Raw genomic sequence first — 25,010 nt, 5'->3', positions numbered from 1 at the left:
CTAATGTCATTTTATAAGTAATTTAAGTTGGCGTTAATACTTGAGGTCCAATATAGATAACAGAAGGACGTCTTACTCACTATTATTTATAAAATGGAGGTTTTAACAATGGAAAACAACCACAAAGATAGCGAGACTATCATACAGCCGTCCAAGGATCATGAGCGTCGCAACGAACAGAATTCATTATTACACCAAGAGGAATCCGGTGATTTTAAGGTCACCCAGCCTCGATTATTCGGTGATTCACACCCCAGGAACAAGCGTCCTCCTGAGCCTGGTTCGCAGGGAAGCAAGAAATCCGGCACTAGCGGAAAAAGTGTCTTTGCCGCCTTTATGGCTGGCGTGATTGTCGTGGGCGGCATGATGTTTGCCTCCGATCGCATGAATATGTTTACTGGAGGTACCCCTGCTTCTAGCGTTTCTGCAGCTGCCCCTAGTACTGTAAATAGCGGCACTGCACAAAAAGCTTCACTGGATATTGCGAGACCCACCAATATTGCTGATATTGCGCAACAGGCAAGCGCGGCTGTTGTTAAGATTGAAACCAAAACGAAAGCTCAAAGCTCCAATAAGCAAAATAACCCGCTCTATAGCGATCCATTTTTCCGTCAGTTTTTTGGAGACAACGGCGGCAGTCAGGAACAAGATCCAAATGGTCAGCTTCAACCTTCGGGGCTGGGCACCGGCTTCATCTTTGAATCGTCCGGCTACATTATAACGAATGAACATGTCATTGATGGCGCCGATGAAATTAATGTAACCATTGAAGGACAAGATAAACCATACAAAGCCAAACTTCTGGGCAATAGCTACGACCTCGATCTGGCGGTTCTGAAAATTGAAGGAAGCACTCCTTTCTCAACGTTGCCTATCGGTAATTCGGACAATGCGCGTGTAGGTGATTGGGTTGTAGCCATCGGTAATCCGTACGACTTTGACTATACGGTAACAGCTGGATTGTTAAGTGCCAAAGAACGTCCGATCAGCATCCCGGATACTAATGGTACCCGTGACTACAAGCATTTGCTTCAAACCGACGCCGCTATTAATCCCGGCAACTCCGGCGGTCCTCTGTTAAACATGGACGGAGAAGTCATTGGTATCAATACCGCAGTGAACTCACAAGCTCAAGGAATAGGATTTGCCATTCCGTCCAGTACAATTAGCTCGGTGCTACAGCAGCTTAAGGATAATGTCACCATTCCCAAAGAACCGGCTCCGTTCATCGGTGTGAGCGTTCAGGATCTGACATCGGATATGTTGAATGATCTCAAAGTCGATACTACAGACGGTGCTTTGGTGGCTGATGTACAGCGCAAATCCCCGGCTTTTGAAGCTGGCATTCGTCCTTATGATGTCATCATCGCAGTCAATGGGACAAAAATTACGAGCTCCACCGAATTAACTACAAAAATACAGGCTCTAAAAGCTGGAGATCAAGCTACTATCACAGTTATCAGTAATGGCGTCAAGAAGGACGTTACCGTAACTGTGGGCGATAAAACAGCAACCACTAGCACACAAAAACAAAGTCAAGGTTAATCAAAGCACCGAACAAGTGTTGATAACCTCCAATAAGGTCGTCTCCAGCTAATAACCTCATATACAAAAAGGAAGCGGTCAGAGCATGCTAATCTCTGACCGCTTCCTTCTTTGTTTATATGACTAATTATTTGGTCTCGATGATCATCGGCAGCAGTGTCTCAACTTTTTCCATGCTCATCAGACCAGCAAGCGGCAGAGGTAGATGATGCTTCTCGTACAGCAAAGTCGTCGACAGATGCTGAATGCGCGTACTTAGAATAGCTCGTACAGGAGCTCCTTGGAGAAATTTACATGCCTTTTCTGGTTCCTGGTTATCCACCTACAGTTTTTTCTGGTGCTTACAAAGGGCGGTGATCGGCACGACCGTAGTCCTTGTCCGCCAGCATGGTTCGGATGCAAAAAAGGACAAGCTAAGCAATCAAGCAAATTTTGAAAATGAACTGCTAATTTGGAAAACACAATATTATTATGATGAATAGGGGTGTTCCTTGATGACAAATACTAGAATGAACCCTAAAGTTGATGCTTATTTAAGTAAGGCAACAAAGTGGAAAGAAGAATATAAGAAGTTGAGAAATATCGTTCTTGACTGTGAGCTGACCGAAGAATTTAAGTGGATGCATCCTTGTTATACGTTTCAGAATAAAAACATAGTTTTAATTCATGGATTTAAAGAATACAGTGCGCTTCTGTTTCACAAAGGTGCCTTGTTAAAAGATGCCCATGGTATCCTAATCCAACAAACAGAGAATGTACAGGCAGCCCGCCAGATTCGGTTCACCAATTTTCAAGAAATAGTTGAAATGGAAACCATCTTGAAAGCCTGTATTTATGAAGCCATTGAAGTTGAAAAAGCCGGTTTGGAAGTGAAACCCAAACAATACTCGAGAGTCAAGGATTGAAAAATATATGCAGCAAATTCTGCATGGAAAGGGATTAAATCATTAGGGCGTGATAGTAAACAGCAATCCATAAGAAATCACAGTAGATTTTAATGGTATAATCAATCATAGAATCTAAATTTAATAAAGTGAGGCGGTAATAATAATGGAAACAGGTAATACAACAATAACGGTAGAAACGACAGTTCATAAACCGGTTGGACAAGTGTGGAAACATTGGACGGAGCCGCAGCATATAACAAAATGGTGTTTTGCTTCTGATGACTGGCATGCACCGAATGCGGACAATGATTTAAGGGTTGGCGGGAATTTTGTTACAAGAATGGAAGCTAAGGACGGTAGCTTTGGATTTGATTTTGGTGGTGTTTATGATGAAGTGAGAATAAACGAGTTTATTTCTTACACGATTGGTGATGGAAGAAAAGTTGCGATCACTTTTATTAGCCAAGAAAACGACACTAAGGTAATTGAAACTTTTGAAGCAGAAACCACCAACTCCATCGAAATGCAAAAAGCAGGCTTTCAGGCAATTCTGGACAATTTCAAAAAATATAGTGAAGCCTCCTAAGAAGATTAGGATAAAATAAGTCGGACAAGCAGGTTTAATCATAAATATTGGAAACATAATTTTAAACCTTCCTTTGGGAAGGTTTTTTATGCTGACTAACCCCCTAAATGAAACAGCGGCTGACTAGGACTTTTGCGCATACGACAGTTAATTAGGGAAGCATTCAGAGATTTGCTGCGGGATAAAGGTTTGATGCAATAACCATAAAAGATATCGCACAGAGAGCTACCATTAACCGTACCACCTTATATGCCCATTATGAAGATAAATATGCATTTCTGGAAGAAATTACAGAACAGGCTTTTCACGAGATGATTCCTGAATAAGTACATGGCAGACCAGCATACAAAGATCATTTCGGCCATGACTGGCTCAGCGATCTATAGCGCAGCGCATTATTGGTTAATTGTTGAGGAAAATGATCGAACCGATCTACTTGTAGATATTGCACGAACCTATGTTATGAACGGTCTGGGGCTGTATCGCAATTGTGATGAATATTGAAACGCCTCGCCGACAGCGGCCTTAGTTTAATGCTCGTCCGGTCTAATACTTTATTTTTCTTATTTTAATACGCTATTTTCTTCGAATATTTGCAATTGGAATCTGTTCAACAATTTCCAATATTGTTCAACCATGACCGATGGTGGATACGGCATCGAACGGGTAATCCACCATTCCAATAAACCCACTCCCGCTGAAATTAAAAATTGCACCGTAATGTCCCTGTTCAGCTCCCGATCGAGACTGATCGAATCCAGATGCTCGTTCAGACTTTGCCGGAACATTGTCTCCATTTGATTTTGGAAAACCGCGCTTCCCTTGCTCGTCAGCATTATGGAATAGAAAGAAGCATGCTGCTCCAAATATTCAAACGTGCGCAGCAGCGCAGTTTTGGAAGTGAGAAGAACCAAGCCCTCTTCAGGCATACAACTGAGCTGCAACTGGTTTAATTGTGCTTCCACGCATTGATCGCGCAGATCGTACTTGTCAGCGAAATGCAGATACACCGTTCCTCGATTGACATTCGCTTCCTCCGCAATTTGGTTGATCGTCATGCTCTCGAAGTCCTTTTCCGACATCAACCTCATAAAAGCATTCATAATCGCTTGCCTCGATTTTTGAATACGCCTGTCCATATCATTCTCTCCCTTTATCCCATACAAAATGAACATATCGAAGCCCTCTGTTGAAAAACCAACAACGGAGCTTGTTTTAACCATTGAACACTATCTACCACCTTGATACACTCACTATATATAACATATGTTGAAAATTCAACGTTTGTTTAACTTATGAGGAGGCGTAATCATGAAAGCAATTGCTTTGACAAGCTTTGGAATCCCCGAAGTGCTAGAGGAACTGGAAGTGCCGGTTCCCACAATCACCAACACACAGGTTCTCATCGAAATGCGTGTCTCGTCCATCAATCCCGCAGATATTCTATTGCGTAGTGGCGCGATTCTTAAGAGTCCGATGGCCGATAAATTTCCGGTTCAATTGCCGCTTGTTCTTGGTAATGAAGTAGCCGGCATCGTAAAAGAGGTTGGCGAAAAAGTGCGTCATTTCAAGCCGGGGGATCGTGTCATGGGCATGGTTCCGATGGGTTCCTACATGGACTATGTTGCAGTGGAGGAAGATCATCTTGCCATTATCCCGGAGAGTCTTTCCTTCGAAGAGGCAGGTGCCGCGCCTGCGGTTGCCCTGACAGCTTGGCAAGCACTGTTTGAGCATGGCCGTCTTCAACCGGGACAACGCATCCTCGTTCAAGCCGGCGCCGGAGGTGTGGGGCATGCGGCGGTTCAATTGGCCAAGCAACATGGAGCATATGTTATCGCAACCGCCAGGGACTATAATCATGATTTCGTCAAAGGACTCGGGGCGGACGAGGTGTTCGACTACACGAAAATCGACTTTGCCACCCAACTAACAAAGCCTGTTGATATCGTATTGGATTCCGCTATGGACGCATCCACTTTCGGTACCGGATTACCAGGAGAAATCGGAAAGAAGAACTACTCGGTCATCAAGGATGGCGGAACCTATATTTCAGTGGTGGCATTTGCGATCAATCAATATCCAAAGGTCCGCGACATTGACGCATGTTTCTTCCAGGCAAGACCTAACCGTACCGATTTTGAATCCATTGTTCGCCATATGAAAGAGAATAAATTGAGTATCCATATTGATGAGACCTATCCCTTTACTGCTCTCGGCCTGCTTCAGGCATATCGCAAAAGCGAAGGATTGCCGAAACGGGGGAAAATCGTCATATCGAAAAACATGTGATAAACCTTTTGCTTAGTAAGATCGGGAGTCTCAAAAGTAAGTTTGCGCACTTGACGGATAGCTTGGCTGATCAAATCATCTTGCAAAAGTAAAGCAATGGCGGTACTGGGTCCCCCTTACACCGCCATTGCTGGAACTGGACACGGAGCTCGGCTATGACAGGTATGATGGAAAGAACAAACAAACGAGAGTTCCCAAAATGATAAACTCTGCTCGTGCAGTCTGTGGCTTCAGCGCATTCATGAGTATGACCGCGAATTCCGCGTGATTTCTTCTATACTTATTCTAACGGCTGACTTACCAGCATGTGATAAAGACCTTTATCCATCATTAGCTGCTCATGAGTACCTGACTCTGCAATAACACCTTGATCCAGTACGAGAATGCGGTCCGCATGCCGAATCGTGCTCAGTCGATGCGCGATGATGAGGGTCGTACGATCTTTGAGTATCGTGCTCATATTCCGCTGAATCGTCCTCTCGGATTCATTGTCGAGCGCACTCGTCGCTTCGTCGAAGATTAGAATACGCGGATTGCCGATCAGTGCCCGCGCAATGACAATACGCTGGCGCTGCCCGCCGGATAGACTTGCCCCCCGCTCCCCAACCTGTGTATCATAGCCATTCGGAAATGTCATAATGAATTCATGTGCCCCGGCAAGCATGGCGGCCGCCATCACCTCATCCATCGAAGCATCGGGGATTTGATAAGCAATATTCTCATGAATCGTTCCGCTAAAAAGTCCAGCTTCCTGCTGTACCACTCCAATTTGCTTACGAAGCGTATCAGCCTGCACCCGCTGCAGGTCATGCCCATCGATGCGAACCACCCCGCTGCTTGGGGCATATAGCTTAAGCAGTAAATTCGCCAAGGTCGATTTCCCTGAGCCACTTCGACCAACAATAGCAGTCGTTTGGCCTGGCGCCATGTCGAAGGTAATGTTCTGCAGTATATTCTTCCCGTCGGAATTATAGCGAAACGATACGCGTTCAAAAGTAATCGCCCCCGTAAGCTTCGGCAGTGCTGTCAACCGGTTCAGATCGGCTTCCTCCACCTCCGTCTCGAATACATCGTCAAGCCGCTCCAAGGCAATCCGTACGCTTTGAAACTCATCCCACATTCCGATTAAACCTAGCGCCGCATCGGTAACGATTGCAAACACCGCACTAAAAGCCATCAGCTCCCCGACGGTCATCTTGTCCCCGATAATAAATACAGCCCCAGCATACAGTACCGTTATACTGCTTAAGGTTTGCAGCACAGTGGCGACAGAACCGGAGAAGATGTCGATTTTCCAACCCTTCATTTGTACAAAAGTAGATTGACGGAACCTACCCTCCACCTTCTTCCTTACCTCGTCCTCGGCCGCGAGAGCTTTCACGGTACGCATGGAGCCAATAGCTTCTACTAATACATTCTGCAAGTCGACATCGGCTTGGAATTGCTTCCTGCTGTTGCGCTTCAAAAGGGGAGTCACGATCAGCGTAAGAGCAATAAAGCAGGGAATAAACGCCAGGGCGATCCATGCCAACGTAACGCTATAGGTAAACATAAGAACTATGTAAACAACAATCGTCATCACATTCAGCACAGCATTCATACTGTTCGTTACAAGAAATTGACGGATGACCTGATTCTCCCCGGCACGCGTCAAGATGTCTCCCACTTTCCGAGTGGCGAAATAACGCATGGGTAAGCGAAATACATGACGATAAAAACTCATGATCATGTCGATGTCAATTTTAATGAACGTCCCCGCTATGACCCATTCCCTGATCGATTGTACAAGTAGGGTAAGCAACGAGACCCCTAGCATAATGATCATCATGACGTTCAGGTCATCATAATTTCTACCAATAAGCACACGGTCGATCACCTGCTGTGTAAACAATGGGAGCGCCAGGTTAATGACCTGTAATAGCAATGTCATCCATAGGAGGTGGAATAGCGCCTTCTTGTGGGAGGCGAAAAAAGCCCAGTAGCGCCTGAATGAAGGTTTCGACTCTTCTTGGGTGAAGAAAGCTTCGACTGGCTTCAGAAACACCGTGTTCAGTGTCCATCCTTTCAGAAAATCGTCATGCGAATAAGTCAATAACCCAACAGCCGGATCGGCCACGGTCACATATCGTTCGTCTACTTTAACGACCACGACATAATGATTGCCTTTCCAATGGGCGATGGCGGGTAGCGTCTGCTCGGTGAGTCCCTTCAAGCTGCTGCGGACCGCCTCCGCTTGAAAGCCGATCGATTCGGCGGTTTTGCACAGATTGAATAACGTGCTTCCTTCCAACCCGACCTGTGCCAGTTCTCTGAGCCGATGAATGCTCAACCGCTTGCCGTAGTGCTCGGCGATCATCGAGAGGCAGGTTGGGCCGCAGTCCATCTCACTTTGCTGAATGCGCACGGGGAATCGGTTCCTAAAACGCCAAGTCCTTCGTCCGCCGTACCGCTGTTGTTTCTCCTGTTCGGCTTCATCCGCAACACTTTCGGAATCATCAACTGCGCTATCCTTCGCGATAACGCTCGCTGCCGCATTTTGTAAATAAGCAGAAGCAATACCGATAATCGTTTCCCTGACTTTAGGATACTTTAGAATCAACTTGTCAAAGTCGCTCTTGGCCAGACTAAACACGGAAACCGCTTCATCCGCTATAACACTGGCCTTTCGAGAATCCCCGGTCAACAGCGCAAGTTCCCCGAAAAACTCCCCTGGCTTTATCGTGTTAAGCTTGCGACCTCCCTCGCTTTCCTTCAGTACGGAAGACGTACCGGTACGAAGGATATAGAACGCATCACCCATCTCCCCTTCACGGACAATCGCTTGGCCGGGCGCATATTCCTTCATAACCATAATATCAAGCAGCGAGCGCAGCTCCTGATGATGCAGCGGGGCAAACAGCGCCGTCCGCTTCAGAAATTTGCGCATCGCATCATCGGCCAATTGTTCAATTAAGTACACCCTCAATTCAGGGTGCGCTTCGATCATTTGCATAAACATGGTTCTGGATAAGCGTAGCAGCTCAAGCTTCGCCGATGCTCTCAGCGTATGCTCCTGAAATTGTTCATTCAACAGCGCTTCCTGTCCGAAATGCGAGCCCGCTTCCATTAATCCGAAGTTGAGTTCTTTACCATCCTCATCCTTACCGATCATTCGTACTTTGCCCGCCAAGATGAGATGGAACGATTCTCCACTTTCCCCAGCTTCAATAATCGTGTCTCCCATATGGAAAGAAAGCCTCTCAAAGGAGGCAAATAACTCCTCTTTCTCCTGTGGCGACAGCACCTGAAAAATAGGGATTGTATCCAACATGATATGATGTAAATCGAGCATCCCTGTGCCTCCTGAACGATCAGCCTAATGGCTCCCCTGCCAAATAGCCCCATAGTTTAATATCGACTTTTGATTTTTTTACAGCTTCGTTCAGCCACTCTTCATAAATCAAATCAGCAAGCTTGACCCTAAGCTCCCCCGTTAATGCAGCTGGAATCACTTCCCAAACATACAGTAATCGATAACAAGATCCGATTGGAAAAGGCCCCCCTGATTGTCCTGCTTCCGAACTGAAAACAAATGACTCCTCTTCGCCGCTCATCTCAGCTCGTCCAACCGACCCGACGTACCCGCCGTCGTACTTGCTGCTACTGTTCAAACAATAGGTTTGCGCCAACTGGTAGAACGGCTCGCCCTCCTCAAGCTGAAACAGCAGCTCTTGCGCCTGCTCTCTGCTACCGACTATTAATTGAGAAATAATTGCTTTATCATAGGAAAGTCTGTTTTTCAAATAATAAGCGTCTACCCTATCTTCTGATGCGATCCGCTTCACCTTCTCCGTCAGAAGCCTGGCTTTGGCCGACTCGAACAGATCGGCCATCGTAAGCCCTCGCACTTTAAGCCAAGCCAAAGTTTCTGCTGCACTGTATAACCCCAATTGCTGTCGCAGCTCATTGGCTTTCGCTTTCCATTCCTGCTCATCGATCGATAACTGATGCTGTTCCGCAAATTCCTTCATAATGGCTCTTCGAATGCTATTCTCGACAGCGGAAAAACGCCCCTCCATGCACGCAAGCTTTAGTACATCGCGTAGACGCCATTCCGTACCGTTCACGCTAAACGCTACCAGCTCCATAGCATCCATAATAAGCCACCTCTTCACATTGAACTGGAAAAAACCTAACGATAGTTAGGTTTTTTCCAGTTCAATAATCTGTTTTTAAAAGAATCAAATCCGAGTCTATCGTTTTAACTTGTGCTTTAGTTTGAACCTCGACTCATACCATTACGGACTACTGTCCCAGAGATTTTTCCCAATGCTCCGCCAGTTGTTTCTTTCATTTCCTGCTCCGTCAACGGCTTCTCCAAATCTTCAAGCTTCAAATCTTTTGATTCGTTCTCATTGGACATTATTATTCCTCCAGTAAATTAAGTTTTTTGATCTCATTAAGAATACCATCTTGCTTTCGCGCATTCTATTATCCGAACGTAGCAAAATAGTAAAATTCAGGTATACCTTCATTCTCCTCACTGATAAAAAAAAGAAGACAGGCTCTCTCCCGAAAGAAAGCTTATCTCCTTACGATCATTATGTTTTTTTCAAGTAGCTGTTAACCAGTTGCGTTCGATTCCTGACATTCAACTTCCGAAATACTGCTGTCAAATGCTTCTTGACCGTTACTTCTGTAATATACAAGTCCGCCGCAATTTCTTGATTCGTATAACCATTCTCCAGCAGCCCCACCACTTCTTTTTCCCGCTCAGATAGCGTCTGCATACCATCATCCTGCTGCCTGAAATGATCTACAAGGCCGAAGGACGCTATCATTTTGTTCAAATAATCCTGCAGCTTGCCGCCCCTCGTATCGAGAACGTAATATGGCGTAGGAGCGTTAATGTCATAATCGTAATGGGCAACGTTTTTCACCTGCTCGCACCCCAAGCTAAGGTGGAATTCCTTTAAGAAGGAGAGCTCCGGAGGAGCAGTCGTCACGACATAACCGGAAGATATAAGCAGTGAGATGAACGATAGCCCTGCAGTTGTACGTATCGCCACGTCCTCAAAATCCGACACATCGACCGTTTTTACAAAATAACCCGCAATATGCTCCTTCGGCACCCGGAGTTCCTTCAGCCTATGATTCGGGAGACTTTGGAAATAAGTGGATGACGGCGGGTGAGTTAGCAAGTAGTCAAGTGTTCCTGTATGAATCGGAATGATTGCCGTCAGACCGCATATGGCCCCCTGCTGATCTCTCATCAACTTAACAATGCCAGGATCGAGATCATAAAGCTCTTGAAGATGAATATGCTTAATCGGGTAAAAACACTCTTCTTTAGAAATGATATACTCGAATCTCTCGCCCGTGTCCGGGTTATGGAGAGGAAGGCAAACTTCCTTCAGATTGATGTAACGATTGTCCAAATACTGCTCTGCCTCCGCCCAATTGGACGGATTCAGCGCCTCCATGAGATACGGAGTAGATTTCTGAAAACAGAAATTGCGAACAACATGATCGCCAATATAATAGTACCATTCAACGCTTTCCCAAGCGTTCGCCTTTCTCTTGGACGGGTTGGTCATCCTGCTGTAATAATATTTGATGCAGCGTTTCCATAACCAGTCGTAATGTTCAGGCTGGCGCAAACGCAGCTGATAGCGGATGGCATCCCGCATCAAATCATGAAGGATCCAACCCCTATCCACTCTCCGTATGAAGGAAAGTCCGACCAGCCTTTGGAATAAATCCGTCTTTACCTGTCGATCCAATACATAGGAGAGCAGCTCCTGATTAAAATGCCGAAGTACAGCTACGGCCTCTACGAGCTCCCTAAGATTGTCGTCCGGAACCTCTTTTAACCAAATGCTCACGATATGTTCGAACACTTCGATTTCATCTACCAATTCCAAGCCCTGAATGTTCTGAACCATCGTCGTCGAGACGATCAAGGACAACGTGAGCGGATGTCCTCTAGTTTTCATCCACACCTGTTTGATCATCGGTTCCTGAGAAATGCCCGAGCGCTCCAAATATTGCTTAACGGACAAATAATCCAGATCCCCAATGGGCATCCGATGTATCCAATGGCGCCATGCCGGAGAACTGAGCCATATGCCTTGCAAGGGAAATCTTCCCGCAATGATAATCAGGATTTCCGGGTGCAATTGTGGAAGGAGTGCCTCTTTCAGCCAGTGCTCCATATCACCCATGTCCTCGAATGTGTCAAATGCGAGGACAAGCTTCTGATTCGCCACCTTTTCCCTCAGGATATCATGGCATAGCTCTAAAAGCGCCTGTGGCTCGGCGATCTGCTGCAGCTTCTCCATCGGATAGCCGAGCATACGCAACATTTGCGTGCAGAAGTCCTGCGGTGTATGAGAGAATCCGCGGCTGTCCATTAACAGAAAAGCGGCATTCACATGCACCGCCAGTCGACGGAACTCGTCGATTAAATAGCTTTTTCCTACGCCACCGGTACCATAGAGATTCAAGATCCGTCCCTGTTGTCCGCCGTCAATTAATTGGTGCAAGAAATACTGGATTTCGATGTCCCGTCCTACCAAATAATGTCTTTCCAGCAGGTCAATCTGGACAGCTATGCGTTCCTCGGGACCGCCTACCTTCACCTTACCATCATACATAGGATATACCTACCTTCGAATTACATTATGGGGAGAAGAGTGCGTTGCAGCAAAGTACGTTCTTAGCCTTCTAAAAGTAAAACGGTCAGGATTATTTTGCAAACCGCAGCCCATAAAAAACACGATAACAAAAAATGCAATCTGAGCAACAATATTTAAAGGCGCTGTTTTATAAATATATAACTACAATTCTTATCATTTTATCACCATTCGGAAAAGATTACTTAATGTATTCTTACTACATTATTTAAACTACTTTTATTCCATATTTTTATTACCCAAATTACAAAAAAAGCAGATACCGTTTGACCAGTACCTGCCGAATTCAAGCAACGCTATTCTTCTATTCTACATCTAGCCAATGATCAAGACTGGCATTCTATCGTACCCGTTTGTCTTCGTCGCTTTTGTACTCCAAAATATCACCTGGCTGACAATCCAAAGTCTTACATATCGCTTCTAATGTTGAAAAACGAACCGCTTTTGCTTTCCCATTTTTCAGAATGGAAAGATTCGCCATAGTAATTCCAACCCTCTCCGAAAGCTCCGTTACGCTCATTTTTCGTTTTGCTAACATCACATCAATATTAATAATAATTGCCATATGCTCCACCTCAGACCGTTAAATCATTTTCTGATTTTATATTAATAGCTTCTTGTAAAAGTCTTTGGAGAACCGCAGCAAAAACGGCGATCACCATAGAGGCGAAAATAATGACCAATCCCATTGGTATGAAACTTGGAGGGTCAACTCTCTTCCCCATGAGATAGTAGAGTGGCATGCCTAGCAGGTACAAGGTACTGATCGTGATGGCACAGTATTTTATATTCTTTAAAACCTTTACCGATAATTCCGAGAACGCTTGGTTCTTATCAATATAGCTTAGAAGTTTAAAGGCTTGATACAGAGCAAAGTAAAAAGGAATCGCTGCCGCGTACATATCGATTAAAACGAGAGATTTCATATAAGGAATATCTGGATACAATTCTCCAGCAAAATTCCCGATCTTAGGCAACAAAAATATGCACAATGCAAGAACTGGGATTCCTATAAAAATAACAGCTAGCTTTAAAAACAATGTCGTAACTTGTTTCATAAAAAGCACCTCGTTAATTAAATTTTACCGAAACGTTAATCATTTTCTGGTTTAATTCAAAATGGCTTTTGAAGTGCGTCCACAATGGCTGTCTGCAATTCCAACCTTGTTCAACATTCATTTAAAACACCCCACTGATTTAATGATAGAATGACTTTAACATACGTTTTATCGTTTTGCAATAAATTAATATCGTTTTTAATTATATTATTATTGTTATTATTACATCCTTTAATTTTGAAAAAAATAAAAAGCATTTCTCATTACAAAGAAATGCCTCTACTTTAAAATGTTAAATTTACAACTTGTTCAACAAAACTGCTGATTAGTTTAGCGCCGATACTAGAGTCTGATACTTTATTTTCCCAGTCTACAACTTTATTTTCACTGAACAAAAATAAAGAAGGGGTTTCCCCCTCCTTTATTCAACTGTAACGCTTTTCGCCAAATTCCTTGGCTTATCGACGTCATTACCGCGTGCAAGCGAAGCGTAGTAAGCCAACAACTGCAATGGAATGACAGACAATGCCGGGCTAAGTAACGGGATTGTCTGCGGGATCTCCAACATTTGATCCACAGCTTTGCCAAGCTCTGTCTCACCTGTTGTGTGAATACCAAACACATACGCTCCGCGTGCTTTAACTTCCTTGATATTGCTCACTGTTTTCTCAAATAGATCCGGTTGTGTCGCCAAAGCAATAACAGGAATGCCCTCTTCGATCAGAGCCAGTGTACCGTGTTTTAATTCACCGGATGGGTAAGCTTCGGAATGAATATATGAAATCTCCTTCAGCTTCAGCGAACCTTCCAAAACAACCGCATAATCGATGCCGCGGCCTATGAAGAACAGGTTATTGTGTGTAGCTATTTGCTCTGCGCATTCCTTGATCACTTCTGCATGCTCAAGAATCTGTTCAACCTTTTCCGGAAGCTGCTTTAACTCAGCAACAACATCAGCGATATAAGCTTCATCCTGTGTTCCTAATGTTTGAGCCAAGTACAATCCAAACAAATAAAAGGCGATAAGCTGCGAGGTATATGCTTTTGTAGAGGCTACCGCAATTTCAGGTCCTGCCCACGTTACAATCACATCATCTGCCTCACGTGCTACGGAGCTGCCCACTACATTCGTAACGGCAACTACACGTGCACCGCAGCGTTTGGCTTCACGTAACGCAGCCAAAGTATCTGCTGTCTCTCCAGACTGGCTGACGACCACTACAAGTGTGTTTGGAGTAATAATCGGTGAACGGTAACGATATTCCGAGGCTACATCGGTTTCCACTGGAATACGAGCCAGCTTTTCAATAATGCTTTTACCGACCATCCCTGCATGATACGCCGTGCCGCAGGCAACGATATGAACCTGTTGAATGGATTTGATGTACTCGTTGGTCATCTTTAATTCGTTCATGACAACCTTCTTACCTGTTGGGTCGATTCGGCTGCCCATTGTATCCCGATAAGCCTTTGGCTGCTCATAAATTTCTTTTAACATAAAATGATCAAATCCGGCTTTTTCAGCTGTAATAATATCCCAATCGACATGAAATAATTCCCGGGAAATAAAATTCCCCTCAAGCGTCATTAATTCGACACCCTCTGAGGTCAAAACCGCCATTTCACCATCGTTCAAAATATATACGTTACGTGTGTGATCAAGAATTGCCGGAATATCGGATCCAATGAAATTCTCGCCTTCACCTACACCAATAATTAAAGGGCTGAAGAAACGGACTGCAACCAGCTTCTCAGGCTCATACTCCGTCAACACACCTAACGCAAAAGCACCGGTCATCCGGGTAATTGCCTTTTGCACCGCCTTGACGATATCACCTTCATAGAGACTGGATATAAGATGGGAGATCACTTCCGTGTCAGTCTCAGACACGAACACATGACCTTGGGCCGTTAATTCTTCTTTTAAAGTCATGTAATTTTCGATGATCCCATTGTGCACCACAGAAAATTTACGCGAATTGTCGGTATGCGGATGGGAGTTTACATCGGAAGGTTTACCGTGTGTTGCCCATCGCGTATGTCCGATCCCAATTGAACCGGTTAATGGTGCCCCATCGAGCACTGCTTCCAAATTGGCCAGTCTGCCCTTGGATTTAGTGATCTGCAATCCATCCTGCGTATATACGGCCACACCTGCGGAATCGTAACCGCGATATTCTAATTTCTTCAAGCCTTCAATCAATATATTTTGAGAATTACGTTTACCAACGTATCCAACAATACCACACATAGGGATAGAACCTCCTGCATATTTAAAAACCCGATTGTATCTATAATAATTTGTTATGACGTTCATCGGTCATGCTGGAGTCTTGTACACACAGTCACCCATGTGCTTTGCATTCCAACTAACGGTAGAGCCGCTACCGGAAGGTCCCCGCCGAATATTCCGAACACCTTCACCTCGTCAACTTGCAAGCGGCTGCCTACGGGATACCATCCATTCCAAGCCCGACAACTATTACTTGAACAGCTTGTCTCTTATCGCTTGAATTGCCTGGCCATCTTCCCATGGCACCCTCACAAGTTCTGGCGCTATTGATACGTAACCCCGATCCTCCTGTTCCTTCTTGAATAAAAAGCTTATTAACATCTTATTCATTTTATGTGTAGAGTGCAACACTAATTTTCTTTTAAATTCCGACAACCTCAGCGACAAAAGCCCTCTAATGACAAGCATTAGAGGGCTTTCGACCCCATTCTCCATAAGTACTTATCCACAAGCCTATAAACCTTGTCGGATATAGTAAACTTTAGGAAAGTTCTTTTTCAATAATCGCTGCCAAATCGTCTACATAAGCCTCAACCTGAATCTTATCCGGTCCTTCAGCCATTACACGAATCAGCGACTCTGTTCCCGAAGGTCTCACCAGTACACGACCATTATCGCCAAGCTCCTGTTCGACTTTCAGGATCGCCTGCTCAATGACGGGGTTCCCCTGCCACTTGCTCTTATCCTTTACTCTTACATTAACCAGCTTTTGGGGGTATTTACGCATAATTCGCTTCATTTCCGTTAGCTTTTTGCCGGACAACACCAAGGTATCCATCAACTGCAATGCGGTCAAAATACCATCACCAGTTGTGTTGTAGTCAAGGAAAATCACATGCCCTGATTGTTCGCCACCCAGGTTATATCCGTTCTTGCGCATTTCCTCCATCACATAACGGTCACCTACCGCCGTTTTGGCCGCCTTCATACCTACCGCTTCAATGCCTTTAAAGAACCCGATATTGCTCATCACTGTCGTCACAATCGTGCTCTGCTGTAATTGCCCAGCTTGATTCAAGGCATGCCCGCAAATGCTGAGAATATAATCCCCATCCACTTCCTCACCGGTTTCATCAATCGCGATTAAGCGGTCTGCATCTCCGTCAAAAGCAAAGCCGATGAATGCGCCATGCTCCAGCACTGCTTTTTGCAAAGCTTCTGGGTGGGTAGACCCACAATGATCATTAATATTGCATCCATTCGGCTCAGCGCCTACAGTAATGACCTCAGCGCCCAAGGCCTTGAATACTTTGGGTGCAAGCTCATAGGCAGCTCCATGCGCACAATCCAGAATAATTTTATATCCTTTAAAAGAGGACTTAACACTCGCCTGCACATAATCCAGATACGCATATTTAGCCTGATCGTCGTCCACAGCCGTGCCGAGATTAGCACCCGTAGGCCGCGGCAATTCATCTTGTTCCGCATCCATTAACCGTTCAATTTCAAGCTCTGTTTCATCTGACAGCTTAAAGCCATCACCACCAAAGAACTTGATGCCATTATCCTCAACCGGATTGTGTGAAGCCGAAATCATCACACCTGCATCCGCTTTAAGCTTACGTGTCAAATAAGCAATTCCCGGTGTCGATACAATGCCAATACGTATTACGTTGGCGCCGATCGATAATAGTCCTGCTACCAACGCTGCTTCCAGCATCGAGCCGGATATTCTTGTATCACGTCCGATAATAACTGTGGGCTTGTCAACTTGTCCCGCCAGCACATAACCCCCGCAGCGGCCAATTTTATAGGCTAGTTCAGCCGTTAATTCCTGATTTGCGATCCCCCGAACACCATCGGTTCCGAAATATTTCCCCATTTATTTGCTATCTCCTTCAATTATCATTTCGTAACATGCGTTACTTTTTGGCACTGATCTCGACTGTAGCTTTAAAATCCTGCGGCGTACTCTTTTTAATAAACGTAGGCAGGTTCCAGCTTACAGGGATTTCATAGCGGCCTGGTGGCATATTGCTCACATCCAGAATGGCCTGAACATCCTGCACCTTCACCTTATCCAGTATCGCCGGTGCACCTTCAGCAACAAAATTAATTTTCCCCGTTTCGGGAAGCACGACCTTCGTATCAAACCCATCATTTTGACCGACGATGGACAGCGGCACCTGCTCAAGGTTTTTTGTAGCGGAAGCTACGATATTGATTTTCACCTCTACCTTGGCAGGGTCCAGCTGAGTCGCCTTATTCCGCAGCGGAATATCCAGATTCAACGTGTATTCCTTTTCTTCCTTTAAGTCAGCGAGATTAATATTAGGGCCCTCATAGAACTCCAAACGGTTCAATACATCCTGTGTCCCGAATACCGTTACTTTATCTACGTTTTGCACCAGAGAAGCAACACTGAATCCCTTGGGAGGCTCACCCGACAGCTTAAGCTGTAGGGGCACCGTCGTAAATGGACTTGTAATCGGAACCTCCACCTCGACAACAGCCGGATTGATGGTAGCTAACTCCATCGTTTTGCCTGTCTTGTCGTAAGCGACCAACTTGGCTTTATTCGACACAGCTGATTGTGCTTTCTCCACGTTTACTTCAGCTCTGACCGATTCTACAGCATCTATGCTTCCACTGGGGAGCGTTACCGTCACTTTATTCGGTTTAACAATAGGCTGCCCCGCCTTTAAGCCCACAGCAGGCATACCTGTTACATTAATCGTTACCGGCATCTGCTTATTCGACTTCTCATCGATGACGACTTTCGCGTTAGAAGGGCTGACTCTCACCGTAACACCGCTTGGAAAACCAACGGGAGTCAAAGGAACAATCCGCTCTCCCTTACCCAAATTCGTCAAGTCGACCTCCACCGAATACTTGCTGAGCATTGCCTTTTTCAAAGCTGCTTCCTTGCCGCTTAATGTCACAATAACCTCGGCAGGGTCCATCGTTTGCACATAAAATTGATTACTATCATATTTAGGCGTTACCGTTACATTGGAAATTTGTTCTTCCCTTACCCCATTATTACTCGTTCCTGGCAAGGTGTTATCTTCCATATGTACCACAGCCCACAATAAAATGCCGATAACAAGTGCCAAAATTTTAACTACATTCGTATTACGCAACCACCGATCCATATTACCATAACCTCCATTTCCAAATGGAGTTTTTTTCCTTGGTCTTGTTCTTGTTTTTCAGCTCTTCAAAAAGCTTGGAAAGTAAGGCTTCTTCCTTAATATCACGAATAATATGACCATTAAGCGCCAGTGAAATTTGACCGGTTTCCTCCGATACAATCACACATACAGCGTCCGATACCTCACTCATCCCAATCGCCGCCCGATGTCGGGTACCCAGCTCTTTGCTTATAAACGGATTCTCCGACAGCGGCAGGTAACATCCCGCAGCCATCAAGCGATTGTTGCGCACGAGAACCGCCCCATCATGCAAAGGGGTATTCGGTATGAAAATATTAATTAGCAACTCCGAGCTGATATGCGACTCTATAGCAATTCCGGATTCAATATAGTCATTCAAACCGGTTTCCCTCTCAAACACGATAATTGCTCCGATTTTACGGCGAGCCAAATAATCTACGGCCTTAATGACCTCACCGACCCGCTTATTCAATTCGTTGTCTGTCTCTGTAGGTGTCCGACTGAACAGTGCGCCCCGACCCAACTGCTCCAATGCACGGCGCAGCTCCGGCTGAAATATGATAATGACCGCCAGTACCCCGAAGGTAAACATCTGATTCATCATCCATTGAAGCGTGCTCAGCTTAAACCAGGTACTCAGTGCCCAAGTCACAACAACGACGAAGATCCCTTTTAACAGTTGAATCGCCCTTGTTCCACGTACAAGTAAAATCAGCTTATATATGACGTAGCTTACAATGAGTATATCTATAATATCTTTTATGTTGATGGCTGTTATATAGTCCATCGTATCTGCCCCCAAACGACACGCGGCTTGATTGTTTCTTGAATGTTTTTTGATGATCCTTAAATCATACCATAATATGAGGAAAAATCCTCCCTTTCAAGATATCTTTAAGGAAGGATTTTTGAAATGATCCATATGTCCTATTTGACCTGTGATATCTTGGATGCCAAACCGTTCATTTTAAACCATAACCAGCCAAAAGCTTCATCTATTTGTGTAATTTGACCCGAAATATGAGCCGTTGAAGCGAGAATGACTGATCCTTGAACAACAACAATATCCCCTTCAATATCCCCATCTACCTGCAGCTTGCCGTTTTCGACCATAATATTGCCTGCAACCTTCTTCCCGACAGGCACATATACGGTATTACCCTGGATGACGACGGATTGAAGATCCGTACCTTTCACGATAAGCTCCGAGTTCTCATTCCACATGGACATGAAGCTGCCCGTCATCACAAGTACGAATACAGCAGCCACAGAGATACCCGGATGATTCCGTATCCACTGCCTCCAGAGGCTTCTTTGCTTCATGGGAGGTAAAGCCGCCATAATCCTTTCCGTTAGTCCGGCAGAGGCCTCTACGCGGGGCCAAGACTGAATTAGAGCCTCGACTCGCTCCAACTGCTGGAGCCGCATCTTACAGGTTGGACAGGTCAGCAGGTGCTTCTTAAGCTGTAAAGCTTCCGAACCCTTAAGACTGCCGTCCATATATTCATGTATCAAAGGGAGGGCTTCCTTGCAATCCATAGCGAGCCACTCCTTTCCGTTTACATAGTTACTTGTGTAATACATACGTAAATGCGCGCAAGATGTTTCAAAAATAAGTTTACAAAACCCGCTCCAACTTTTTCCTTAAAAATTCCCGACCCCGATGTAGACGTGTTTTGATTGTTGTCACTGGCATGGATAATACATCACTGATCTCCTGAAGCGACAAGTCCTGCAAATACCGCAAAATCACAACCGATTTGTATTTCTCCGGCAAAGAATCTATCGATTTACGAATTTCCGTTTGCGTCTCGGATAAGACAACCTGTTCATCAGGTGTATCCTCAAGACTGGGCAGCGTTGAATACCAATCGGTACCTTCACCATCCTTCATCTCCGCATCCAGGGAGTAAGTGGCCTTACGTTTTCGGAGACGATCGATACAAAGATTCGTTCCGATCCTATAAATCCATGTCGAAAACTTCTGAAACTCATCATACCTATCGAGGTTGGTAAACACCCTAAGGAATGTTTCCTGTACAATTTCCTCTGCCTCATGTCTGCTATGCAGCATCCTGTAGGCAAGATGGAAAATTTTATCCTTATATAGCTCCACCAGCTCGGCAAAAGCAGCTCTGTCTCCCTTACGAGCTAATTTGGCGAGCCTCACATCCATCTGCTCCAACCGACATTCCTCCAAACTTCCGATCCACAACCTACATCGTTCATGCGCTTGATTCCGGAATCTTCAGGACACTTTGCGTTTCTCGGCTACTACAATTCCTGTCAATATTAAGAGCATACCAAACCATTGTACACCATGTACAGCTTCATTCAAAAAGAACAGTGAAGCCACAATACCGACAGGTAATTCCATAGCTCCAAGCATCGCTGCCAAGGTACTACCGATCCGTGGTATTCCTACCATAAATGCGATCGTAGGCAGTGCTTGACCCAATCCGCCGAGCCCTACTCCCCATAATAGCAACGACTCTCCCCCAGTCTGAAAAAAAACTACCGGTGGATAAATCAGATACAATAAAGGTAGTGAACCGGTAATCATAACAGCCGATTTCATAAAAGGGTGCAGGTGTGTCTCCATCCTGCCAGCCATGAATAGAAAGAAGCCATAAGTCACTGCAGCTCCGATCCCGCAAATAATGCCTAAATAAGTGAATCGGCTCCAATCCGCCCCGAAGGCCTCCACAGCACATAACGTCCCTAACATAATCATAATTACGGCTAACCACTGATTACGTTCCGGCCATTTACGATTGGCTATCGAATCCATTACGATCGTTATCCAGGTAAACTGAAACAATAGGACGATGGCAACCGTCGCATCCATTTCCGACAGAGCTGTGTTATAGAGAAGTGTTGAAGCGGTTAAACCAAACATACCGACTAACGACAGCTTGATCCATGGACCCTTGAATGGATTTCCCCATGATTGTCGCTGGAGCAGTACGAGCAGCCATAATAAAGCCGCACCTGCCGTCATTTGACTCGCTGTAATCTGAAACTCATTCCAACCGTCTTGGTATGCCATTTTAATTAGCGGAGACAAAAGTCCGTAGCTTGAAGCCCCTACGATGACAAGCACAATCGCAAACCATCTTGAATTCAAGCCTTAATCCTCCTTACGTTTACCTAAAAGGCTTCCAGCACGACCCAAAAAAAGCCAGGTAGCTCAATCTCAGGCTACCTGACTCTACAATGAGCAGACGATAAATTATGTTTGTTATGTCTTGCCTACCGCTTATCCTATCGTTATCCCGATTAACCGTTGATCAGCCAGTATTCCTTAGTCCTGCTGCGATACCATTAATCGTTAACAATACTTCGCGTATGAGCAGCGTATCGTCCTCGTCGCGTTCTCTTTCTGCCCTTAGCTCTGTTACGAGCTGAACCTGCAAATAGCTCAACGGATCTACGTAAGGGTTACGAAGTCGGATTGACTCTTGAATGACCGGTACATTATCCAAAATTTCTTGCTGACCGCTAATCTTCAAAATCAAATCAGACGTCTTTTCATACTCTTCCTTAATTTCATTAAAAATACGCTCTGCGATAGCAGCATCCTTGATCATACTGCCATACTCCTTAGCGATCAACAAATCTGCTTTGGCCATTGCCATTTGCAAATTATCAATCAAAGAGCGGAAGAACGACCAATTTTCGTACATATTTTTCATGATCGTCAAGTTCTCTGCTTTATCCTGATAAAAGCTGTAGAGACCCGTACCGGCCGCATACCAAGCTGGAAGCAAGTAACGGCTTTGTGTCCAGGCAAATACCCAAGGAATGGCACGAAGATCTTCAAATCGATCACTATTTTTACGCTTCGATGGACGGGAGCCGATATTTAGCTCACCAAGCTCCGGAAGTGGTGTAGACTCTTTAAAGAAGGTCAAGAAATCCGGGTCACGGAAAATCAGGTCTTGATACTTCGTCTGCGCTTTTTCCGAAATATCGCGCATAATCGTTTCCCACTGTTCCTCAGACTCTTCAATCTGTGGGTTACGAGCATTCAATGCTGCAATGAGCAATGCAGAGGTTGCTTGCTCCAAGCTGCGATAAGCTATGCCCTTCATAGAATAACGGGAGGATAACACCTCTCCTTGCTCCGTTATCTTAATGCCTCCACCAATCGTATCGGCTGGTTGTGCCAAAATGCTGCGGTTCAATGGCATTCCTCCACGTCCGAGCGCTCCGCCGCGGCCATGGAAAAACTTCAGCTTCACGCCATTCTCAGACGCGGCCTCTGTAATCGAGCGCAATGCCACTCTCAATTCCCAGTTCGCTGTAATCACACCGCCGTCTTTATTGCTGTCGGAATAGCCCAGCATGATTTCCTGCAAGTGATTCGTGCTAACCAGGCTGTTCCGATATGCCGGGATTTGGTACAACGTCCTCATAATATCAGGCGCAGCATGCAAATCATCAATCGTTTCAAACAGCGGTACGGACTGCAGCGTGCATGTCACAGAACCATCGGCTTCCTGACGGTATAAGCCAGCTTCTTTACCGAACACAAGTACCTCCAGCAAATCACTAGCAGCCTCTGCCATACTGATCAAATAGCTTGACACACAGTTCAAACCAAACTCCTGCTGTGCTTGCTTCACAACGCGGTATACATTCAAACATTCCTGAGTTGATTCTGAATAGTCCATGTATGGCGTAGTAATCGGTCTTGGTTCCGTTAATAAACCGCTCAGCAGCTTGATCTTATCTTCCTCAGCGAGTGCCGAATAATCCGCACAAATGCTCATTTTTGCTAAGATTTCTGTCATGGCTGCTTCGTGCTCTTTACTGTGCTGTCTAATATCCAATGAAGCCAAGTGGAACCCAAACAATTCAACCTGACGGATCAATTTAACGACATAATCATCGGCAATAAAATCAGCAAAATGATTACGCAAGCTGCGATCAATAATTTTTAAATCCGCAAGAAACTCATCAGGCGAATTGTATTTTTGCAAACTATTAATGGAAGGATCCGCGGCATTACGGATTTTTTGGATCATATAGACAATTTTGATGCGGTAAGGTTCTTTTTCATTTCGCCATACTTCATGAGACCGCAGATCCAGATGCTCACGATCCACCTGAATCGAATCGAGCAATTCCTGAGTAACCTCTACGATATTTTTGCTAAAGCTTAAATGCGTAGTGAATTCATTCAACAGCTCGTCGTATTTTTGAAGGGCCAGCTTGCGGTGAAGCGTGAGTGTTTCCCATGTAACTTTGGAAGTTACCGACGGATTGCCATCACGATCTCCACCAATCCATGAACCGAATTTCATATAGATAGGCGCATGCCAGGATTCTTCAGGGTAATAAATTTGCAGACAACGTTCCAGCTCCTGATACACCTCTGGAAGCACGTCAAACAACGTTTCATCGAAGTAGTACAATCCATTGTGTACCTCATCGATAACCGTTGGCTTACGATCTCTCAGCTCGTCCGTCTGCCAAAGAGTAATAACTTCACCCATTAGCTTATCACGAAGCTGCTCCCGTTCCCGGAAAGTCAAATTAGGGTTGTCCAATTCCATCACTTGATTGGCGATGCGTTGATGAATATCCAATACGGCACGTCGTGTTGCTTCGGTAGGATGCGCCGTCATAACCAGTTCCAACGAAATGCCCTGCAGCATTTCCTGTACTTCGGCTGCGTTAATTTGTTGATTTTTGAGATCGCGTACTACATCTTCAATAGAACCAGGCTGTACATTTTCGCCAGCCGAACGTTCATAGTCACGTTTTCTCCGAATACGGTGATTCTGCTCAGCAATATTAATCAGTTGAAAATAAATCGCAAAAGCCCGGATCACCTGATGTCTCTTTTCCGGTGCCAGTGACGTGATCATTTCTTTAAATTCATCATACATCTCCGTGGAGTACTGAGCACGCAGATTTTTACTCATTTCTCTAATATTCTCTACAATGACCAGTAATTCATTGCCGCCTTGATGAACCAGCACTTCACCTAAAATATGTCCGAGAAATCGAACATCTCTACGCAGTAGGTTATTCGCAGTATTTTTGTTGATCGAACTGTTTGAATCCGACATGGTTCCCCTCCTGAGGCTTGCTTTACATAGCAATTTTCTTTGTGATGTCTTAGACCATAATGAGTATTTTAACACAACAGTACGCTGATATATAGTTTATTTATAGAGAAAATAAAAAAAGACCCGCTGGGTCTTGTTATGATTGAATATGGAGCGGGTAAGGGGAATCGAACCCCTGCTATCAGCTTGGAAGGCTGAAGTTCTACCATTGAACTACACCCGCTTACGTAAAACTCAAAATCATTTAAAAAATAATGGTCGGGACGACACGATTTGAACATGCGACCCCCTGGTCCCAAACCAGGTGCTCTACCAAGCTGAGCTACGTCCCGATGGTATATGAGGCTGCTTAACTAAGCTAACTTCATAAGCTTGTAATATCAAACTGTGAGTTAATAAACTAAATGGCGCGCCCTGAGAGATTCGAACTCCCGGCCTTTTGATTCGTAGTCAAACGCTCTATCCAGCTGAGCTAAGGGCGC

Annotated in this window: 21 protein-coding genes, 3 tRNA genes and 1 pseudogene; 6 read left to right on the top strand and 19 right to left on the bottom strand. The window is 45.0% G+C overall.

Annotated elements, in window-relative coordinates; all coding sequences use genetic code 11:
- Positions 1 to 108: 108 nt before the first annotated feature.
- Entirely contained in the window at positions 109 to 1,545 is a 1,437-nt protein-coding gene (locus OB236_RS16990) for a S1C family serine protease (protein ID WP_262685053.1), read from the top strand.
- Positions 1,546 to 1,672: 127 nt separating this feature from the next.
- Here OB236_RS16990 and OB236_RS16985 read toward each other — a convergent pair whose 3' ends face one another.
- A complete protein-coding gene (locus OB236_RS16985) occupies positions 1,673 to 1,867 on the bottom strand; it encodes a hypothetical protein (RefSeq protein WP_262685052.1) in 195 nt (64 codons plus the stop codon).
- A gap of 172 nt (positions 1,868 to 2,039) precedes the next feature.
- Between OB236_RS16985 and OB236_RS16980 the strand changes: the two are divergent.
- From OB236_RS16980 to OB236_RS16965, 4 genes and pseudogenes are all read left to right on the top strand, one after another.
- A pseudogene (locus OB236_RS16980) lies at positions 2,040 to 2,496 on the top strand (DUF1801 domain-containing protein).
- A 99-nt stretch (positions 2,497 to 2,595) separates the two neighbouring features.
- Positions 2,596 to 3,018 carry an SRPBCC family protein gene (locus tag OB236_RS16975; protein WP_076230720.1) on the top strand — a complete coding sequence of 141 codons (423 nt, stop codon included), beginning with the start codon at positions 2,596 to 2,598 and terminating at the stop codon, positions 3,016 to 3,018.
- A 197-nt stretch (positions 3,019 to 3,215) separates the two neighbouring features.
- A complete protein-coding gene (locus OB236_RS16970) occupies positions 3,216 to 3,344 on the top strand; it encodes a TetR family transcriptional regulator (RefSeq protein ID WP_317259359.1) in 129 nt (42 codons plus the stop codon).
- A gap of 4 nt (positions 3,345 to 3,348) precedes the next feature.
- On the top strand, positions 3,349 to 3,522 hold the full coding sequence (locus tag OB236_RS16965; RefSeq protein WP_262685051.1) for a hypothetical protein: 174 nt from the start codon (positions 3,349 to 3,351) through the stop codon (positions 3,520 to 3,522).
- 59 nt (positions 3,523 to 3,581) lie between these two features.
- On the opposite strand, the gene OB236_RS16960 is transcribed toward OB236_RS16965, so the two are convergent.
- On the bottom strand, positions 3,582 to 4,157 hold the full coding sequence (locus tag OB236_RS16960) for a TetR/AcrR family transcriptional regulator (RefSeq protein WP_262685184.1): 576 nt from the start codon (positions 4,155 to 4,157) through the stop codon (positions 3,582 to 3,584).
- A 172-nt stretch (positions 4,158 to 4,329) separates the two neighbouring features.
- Here OB236_RS16960 and OB236_RS16955 point away from each other — a divergent pair, with 172 nt between their 5' ends.
- The gene (locus OB236_RS16955; protein ID WP_262685050.1) at positions 4,330 to 5,307 is read left to right on the top strand and encodes an NADP-dependent oxidoreductase; all 978 of its coding nucleotides are present in this window, start codon (positions 4,330 to 4,332) and stop codon (positions 5,305 to 5,307) included.
- 280 nt (positions 5,308 to 5,587) lie between these two features.
- Here the strand turns inward: OB236_RS16955 and OB236_RS16950 are convergent, their stop codons facing one another.
- From OB236_RS16950 to OB236_RS16870, 17 genes are all read right to left on the bottom strand, one after another.
- Entirely contained in the window at positions 5,588 to 8,638 is a 3,051-nt protein-coding gene (locus OB236_RS16950; RefSeq protein ID WP_262685049.1) for a peptidase domain-containing ABC transporter, read from the bottom strand.
- Between the two features lie 19 nt (positions 8,639 to 8,657).
- Positions 8,658 to 9,443 carry a peptidylprolyl isomerase gene (locus tag OB236_RS16945; protein WP_262685048.1) on the bottom strand — a complete coding sequence of 262 codons (786 nt, stop codon included), beginning with the start codon at positions 9,441 to 9,443 and terminating at the stop codon, positions 8,658 to 8,660.
- Between the two features lie 116 nt (positions 9,444 to 9,559).
- Positions 9,560 to 9,709: a hypothetical protein gene (locus tag OB236_RS16940; protein ID WP_262685047.1), complete on the bottom strand. Its 150-nt coding sequence runs from the start codon at positions 9,707 to 9,709 to the stop codon at positions 9,560 to 9,562.
- Positions 9,710 to 9,887: 178 nt separating this feature from the next.
- Complete coding sequence (locus OB236_RS16935; RefSeq protein WP_262685046.1) at positions 9,888 to 11,942, bottom strand: LuxR family transcriptional regulator; 2,055 nt, start codon at positions 11,940 to 11,942, stop codon at positions 9,888 to 9,890.
- 379 nt (positions 11,943 to 12,321) lie between these two features.
- Entirely contained in the window at positions 12,322 to 12,546 is a 225-nt protein-coding gene (locus OB236_RS16930; protein ID WP_262685045.1) for a helix-turn-helix domain-containing protein, read from the bottom strand.
- A 10-nt stretch (positions 12,547 to 12,556) separates the two neighbouring features.
- Positions 12,557 to 13,039, bottom strand: a complete 483-nt coding sequence (locus tag OB236_RS16925; protein WP_262685044.1) for a DUF2975 domain-containing protein — start codon at positions 13,037 to 13,039, stop codon at positions 12,557 to 12,559.
- A gap of 421 nt (positions 13,040 to 13,460) precedes the next feature.
- The gene (gene glmS, locus OB236_RS16920; RefSeq protein ID WP_262685043.1) at positions 13,461 to 15,290 is read right to left on the bottom strand and encodes a glutamine--fructose-6-phosphate transaminase (isomerizing); all 1,830 of its coding nucleotides are present in this window, start codon (positions 15,288 to 15,290) and stop codon (positions 13,461 to 13,463) included.
- A gap of 523 nt (positions 15,291 to 15,813) precedes the next feature.
- The gene (gene glmM, locus OB236_RS16915) at positions 15,814 to 17,154 is read right to left on the bottom strand and encodes a phosphoglucosamine mutase (RefSeq protein WP_262685042.1); all 1,341 of its coding nucleotides are present in this window, start codon (positions 17,152 to 17,154) and stop codon (positions 15,814 to 15,816) included.
- 40 nt (positions 17,155 to 17,194) lie between these two features.
- Positions 17,195 to 18,427, bottom strand: a complete 1,233-nt coding sequence (locus OB236_RS16910; protein WP_262685041.1) for a CdaR family protein — start codon at positions 18,425 to 18,427, stop codon at positions 17,195 to 17,197.
- 1 nt (position 18,428) lies between these two features.
- Entirely contained in the window at positions 18,429 to 19,235 is an 807-nt protein-coding gene (gene cdaA / locus OB236_RS16905) for a diadenylate cyclase CdaA (protein WP_076238083.1), read from the bottom strand.
- Positions 19,236 to 19,375: 140 nt separating this feature from the next.
- Positions 19,376 to 19,987 carry a zf-HC2 domain-containing protein gene (locus tag OB236_RS16900; RefSeq protein WP_076238084.1) on the bottom strand — a complete coding sequence of 204 codons (612 nt, stop codon included), beginning with the start codon at positions 19,985 to 19,987 and terminating at the stop codon, positions 19,376 to 19,378.
- A gap of 79 nt (positions 19,988 to 20,066) precedes the next feature.
- Positions 20,067 to 20,633, bottom strand: coding sequence for an RNA polymerase sigma factor SigW (sigW, locus tag OB236_RS16895; protein ID WP_076238085.1), 567 nt, complete (start codon positions 20,631 to 20,633; stop codon positions 20,067 to 20,069).
- Positions 20,634 to 20,696: 63 nt separating this feature from the next.
- The gene (locus OB236_RS16890) at positions 20,697 to 21,575 is read right to left on the bottom strand and encodes a DMT family transporter (protein WP_262685040.1); all 879 of its coding nucleotides are present in this window, start codon (positions 21,573 to 21,575) and stop codon (positions 20,697 to 20,699) included.
- A gap of 163 nt (positions 21,576 to 21,738) precedes the next feature.
- The gene (gene ppc, locus OB236_RS16885) at positions 21,739 to 24,528 is read right to left on the bottom strand and encodes a phosphoenolpyruvate carboxylase (RefSeq protein ID WP_262685039.1); all 2,790 of its coding nucleotides are present in this window, start codon (positions 24,526 to 24,528) and stop codon (positions 21,739 to 21,741) included.
- Positions 24,529 to 24,677: 149 nt separating this feature from the next.
- A tRNA-Gly gene (locus OB236_RS16880) sits at positions 24,678 to 24,751 on the bottom strand.
- A gap of 32 nt (positions 24,752 to 24,783) precedes the next feature.
- Positions 24,784 to 24,860 (bottom strand) — tRNA-Pro (locus OB236_RS16875).
- A gap of 73 nt (positions 24,861 to 24,933) precedes the next feature.
- Positions 24,934 to 25,010: transfer RNA gene (locus OB236_RS16870), tRNA-Arg, on the bottom strand.

The sequence above is a fragment of the Paenibacillus baimaensis genome (assembly GCF_025567575.1).
This window is presented reverse-complemented; position numbering and strand designations above follow the sequence as displayed.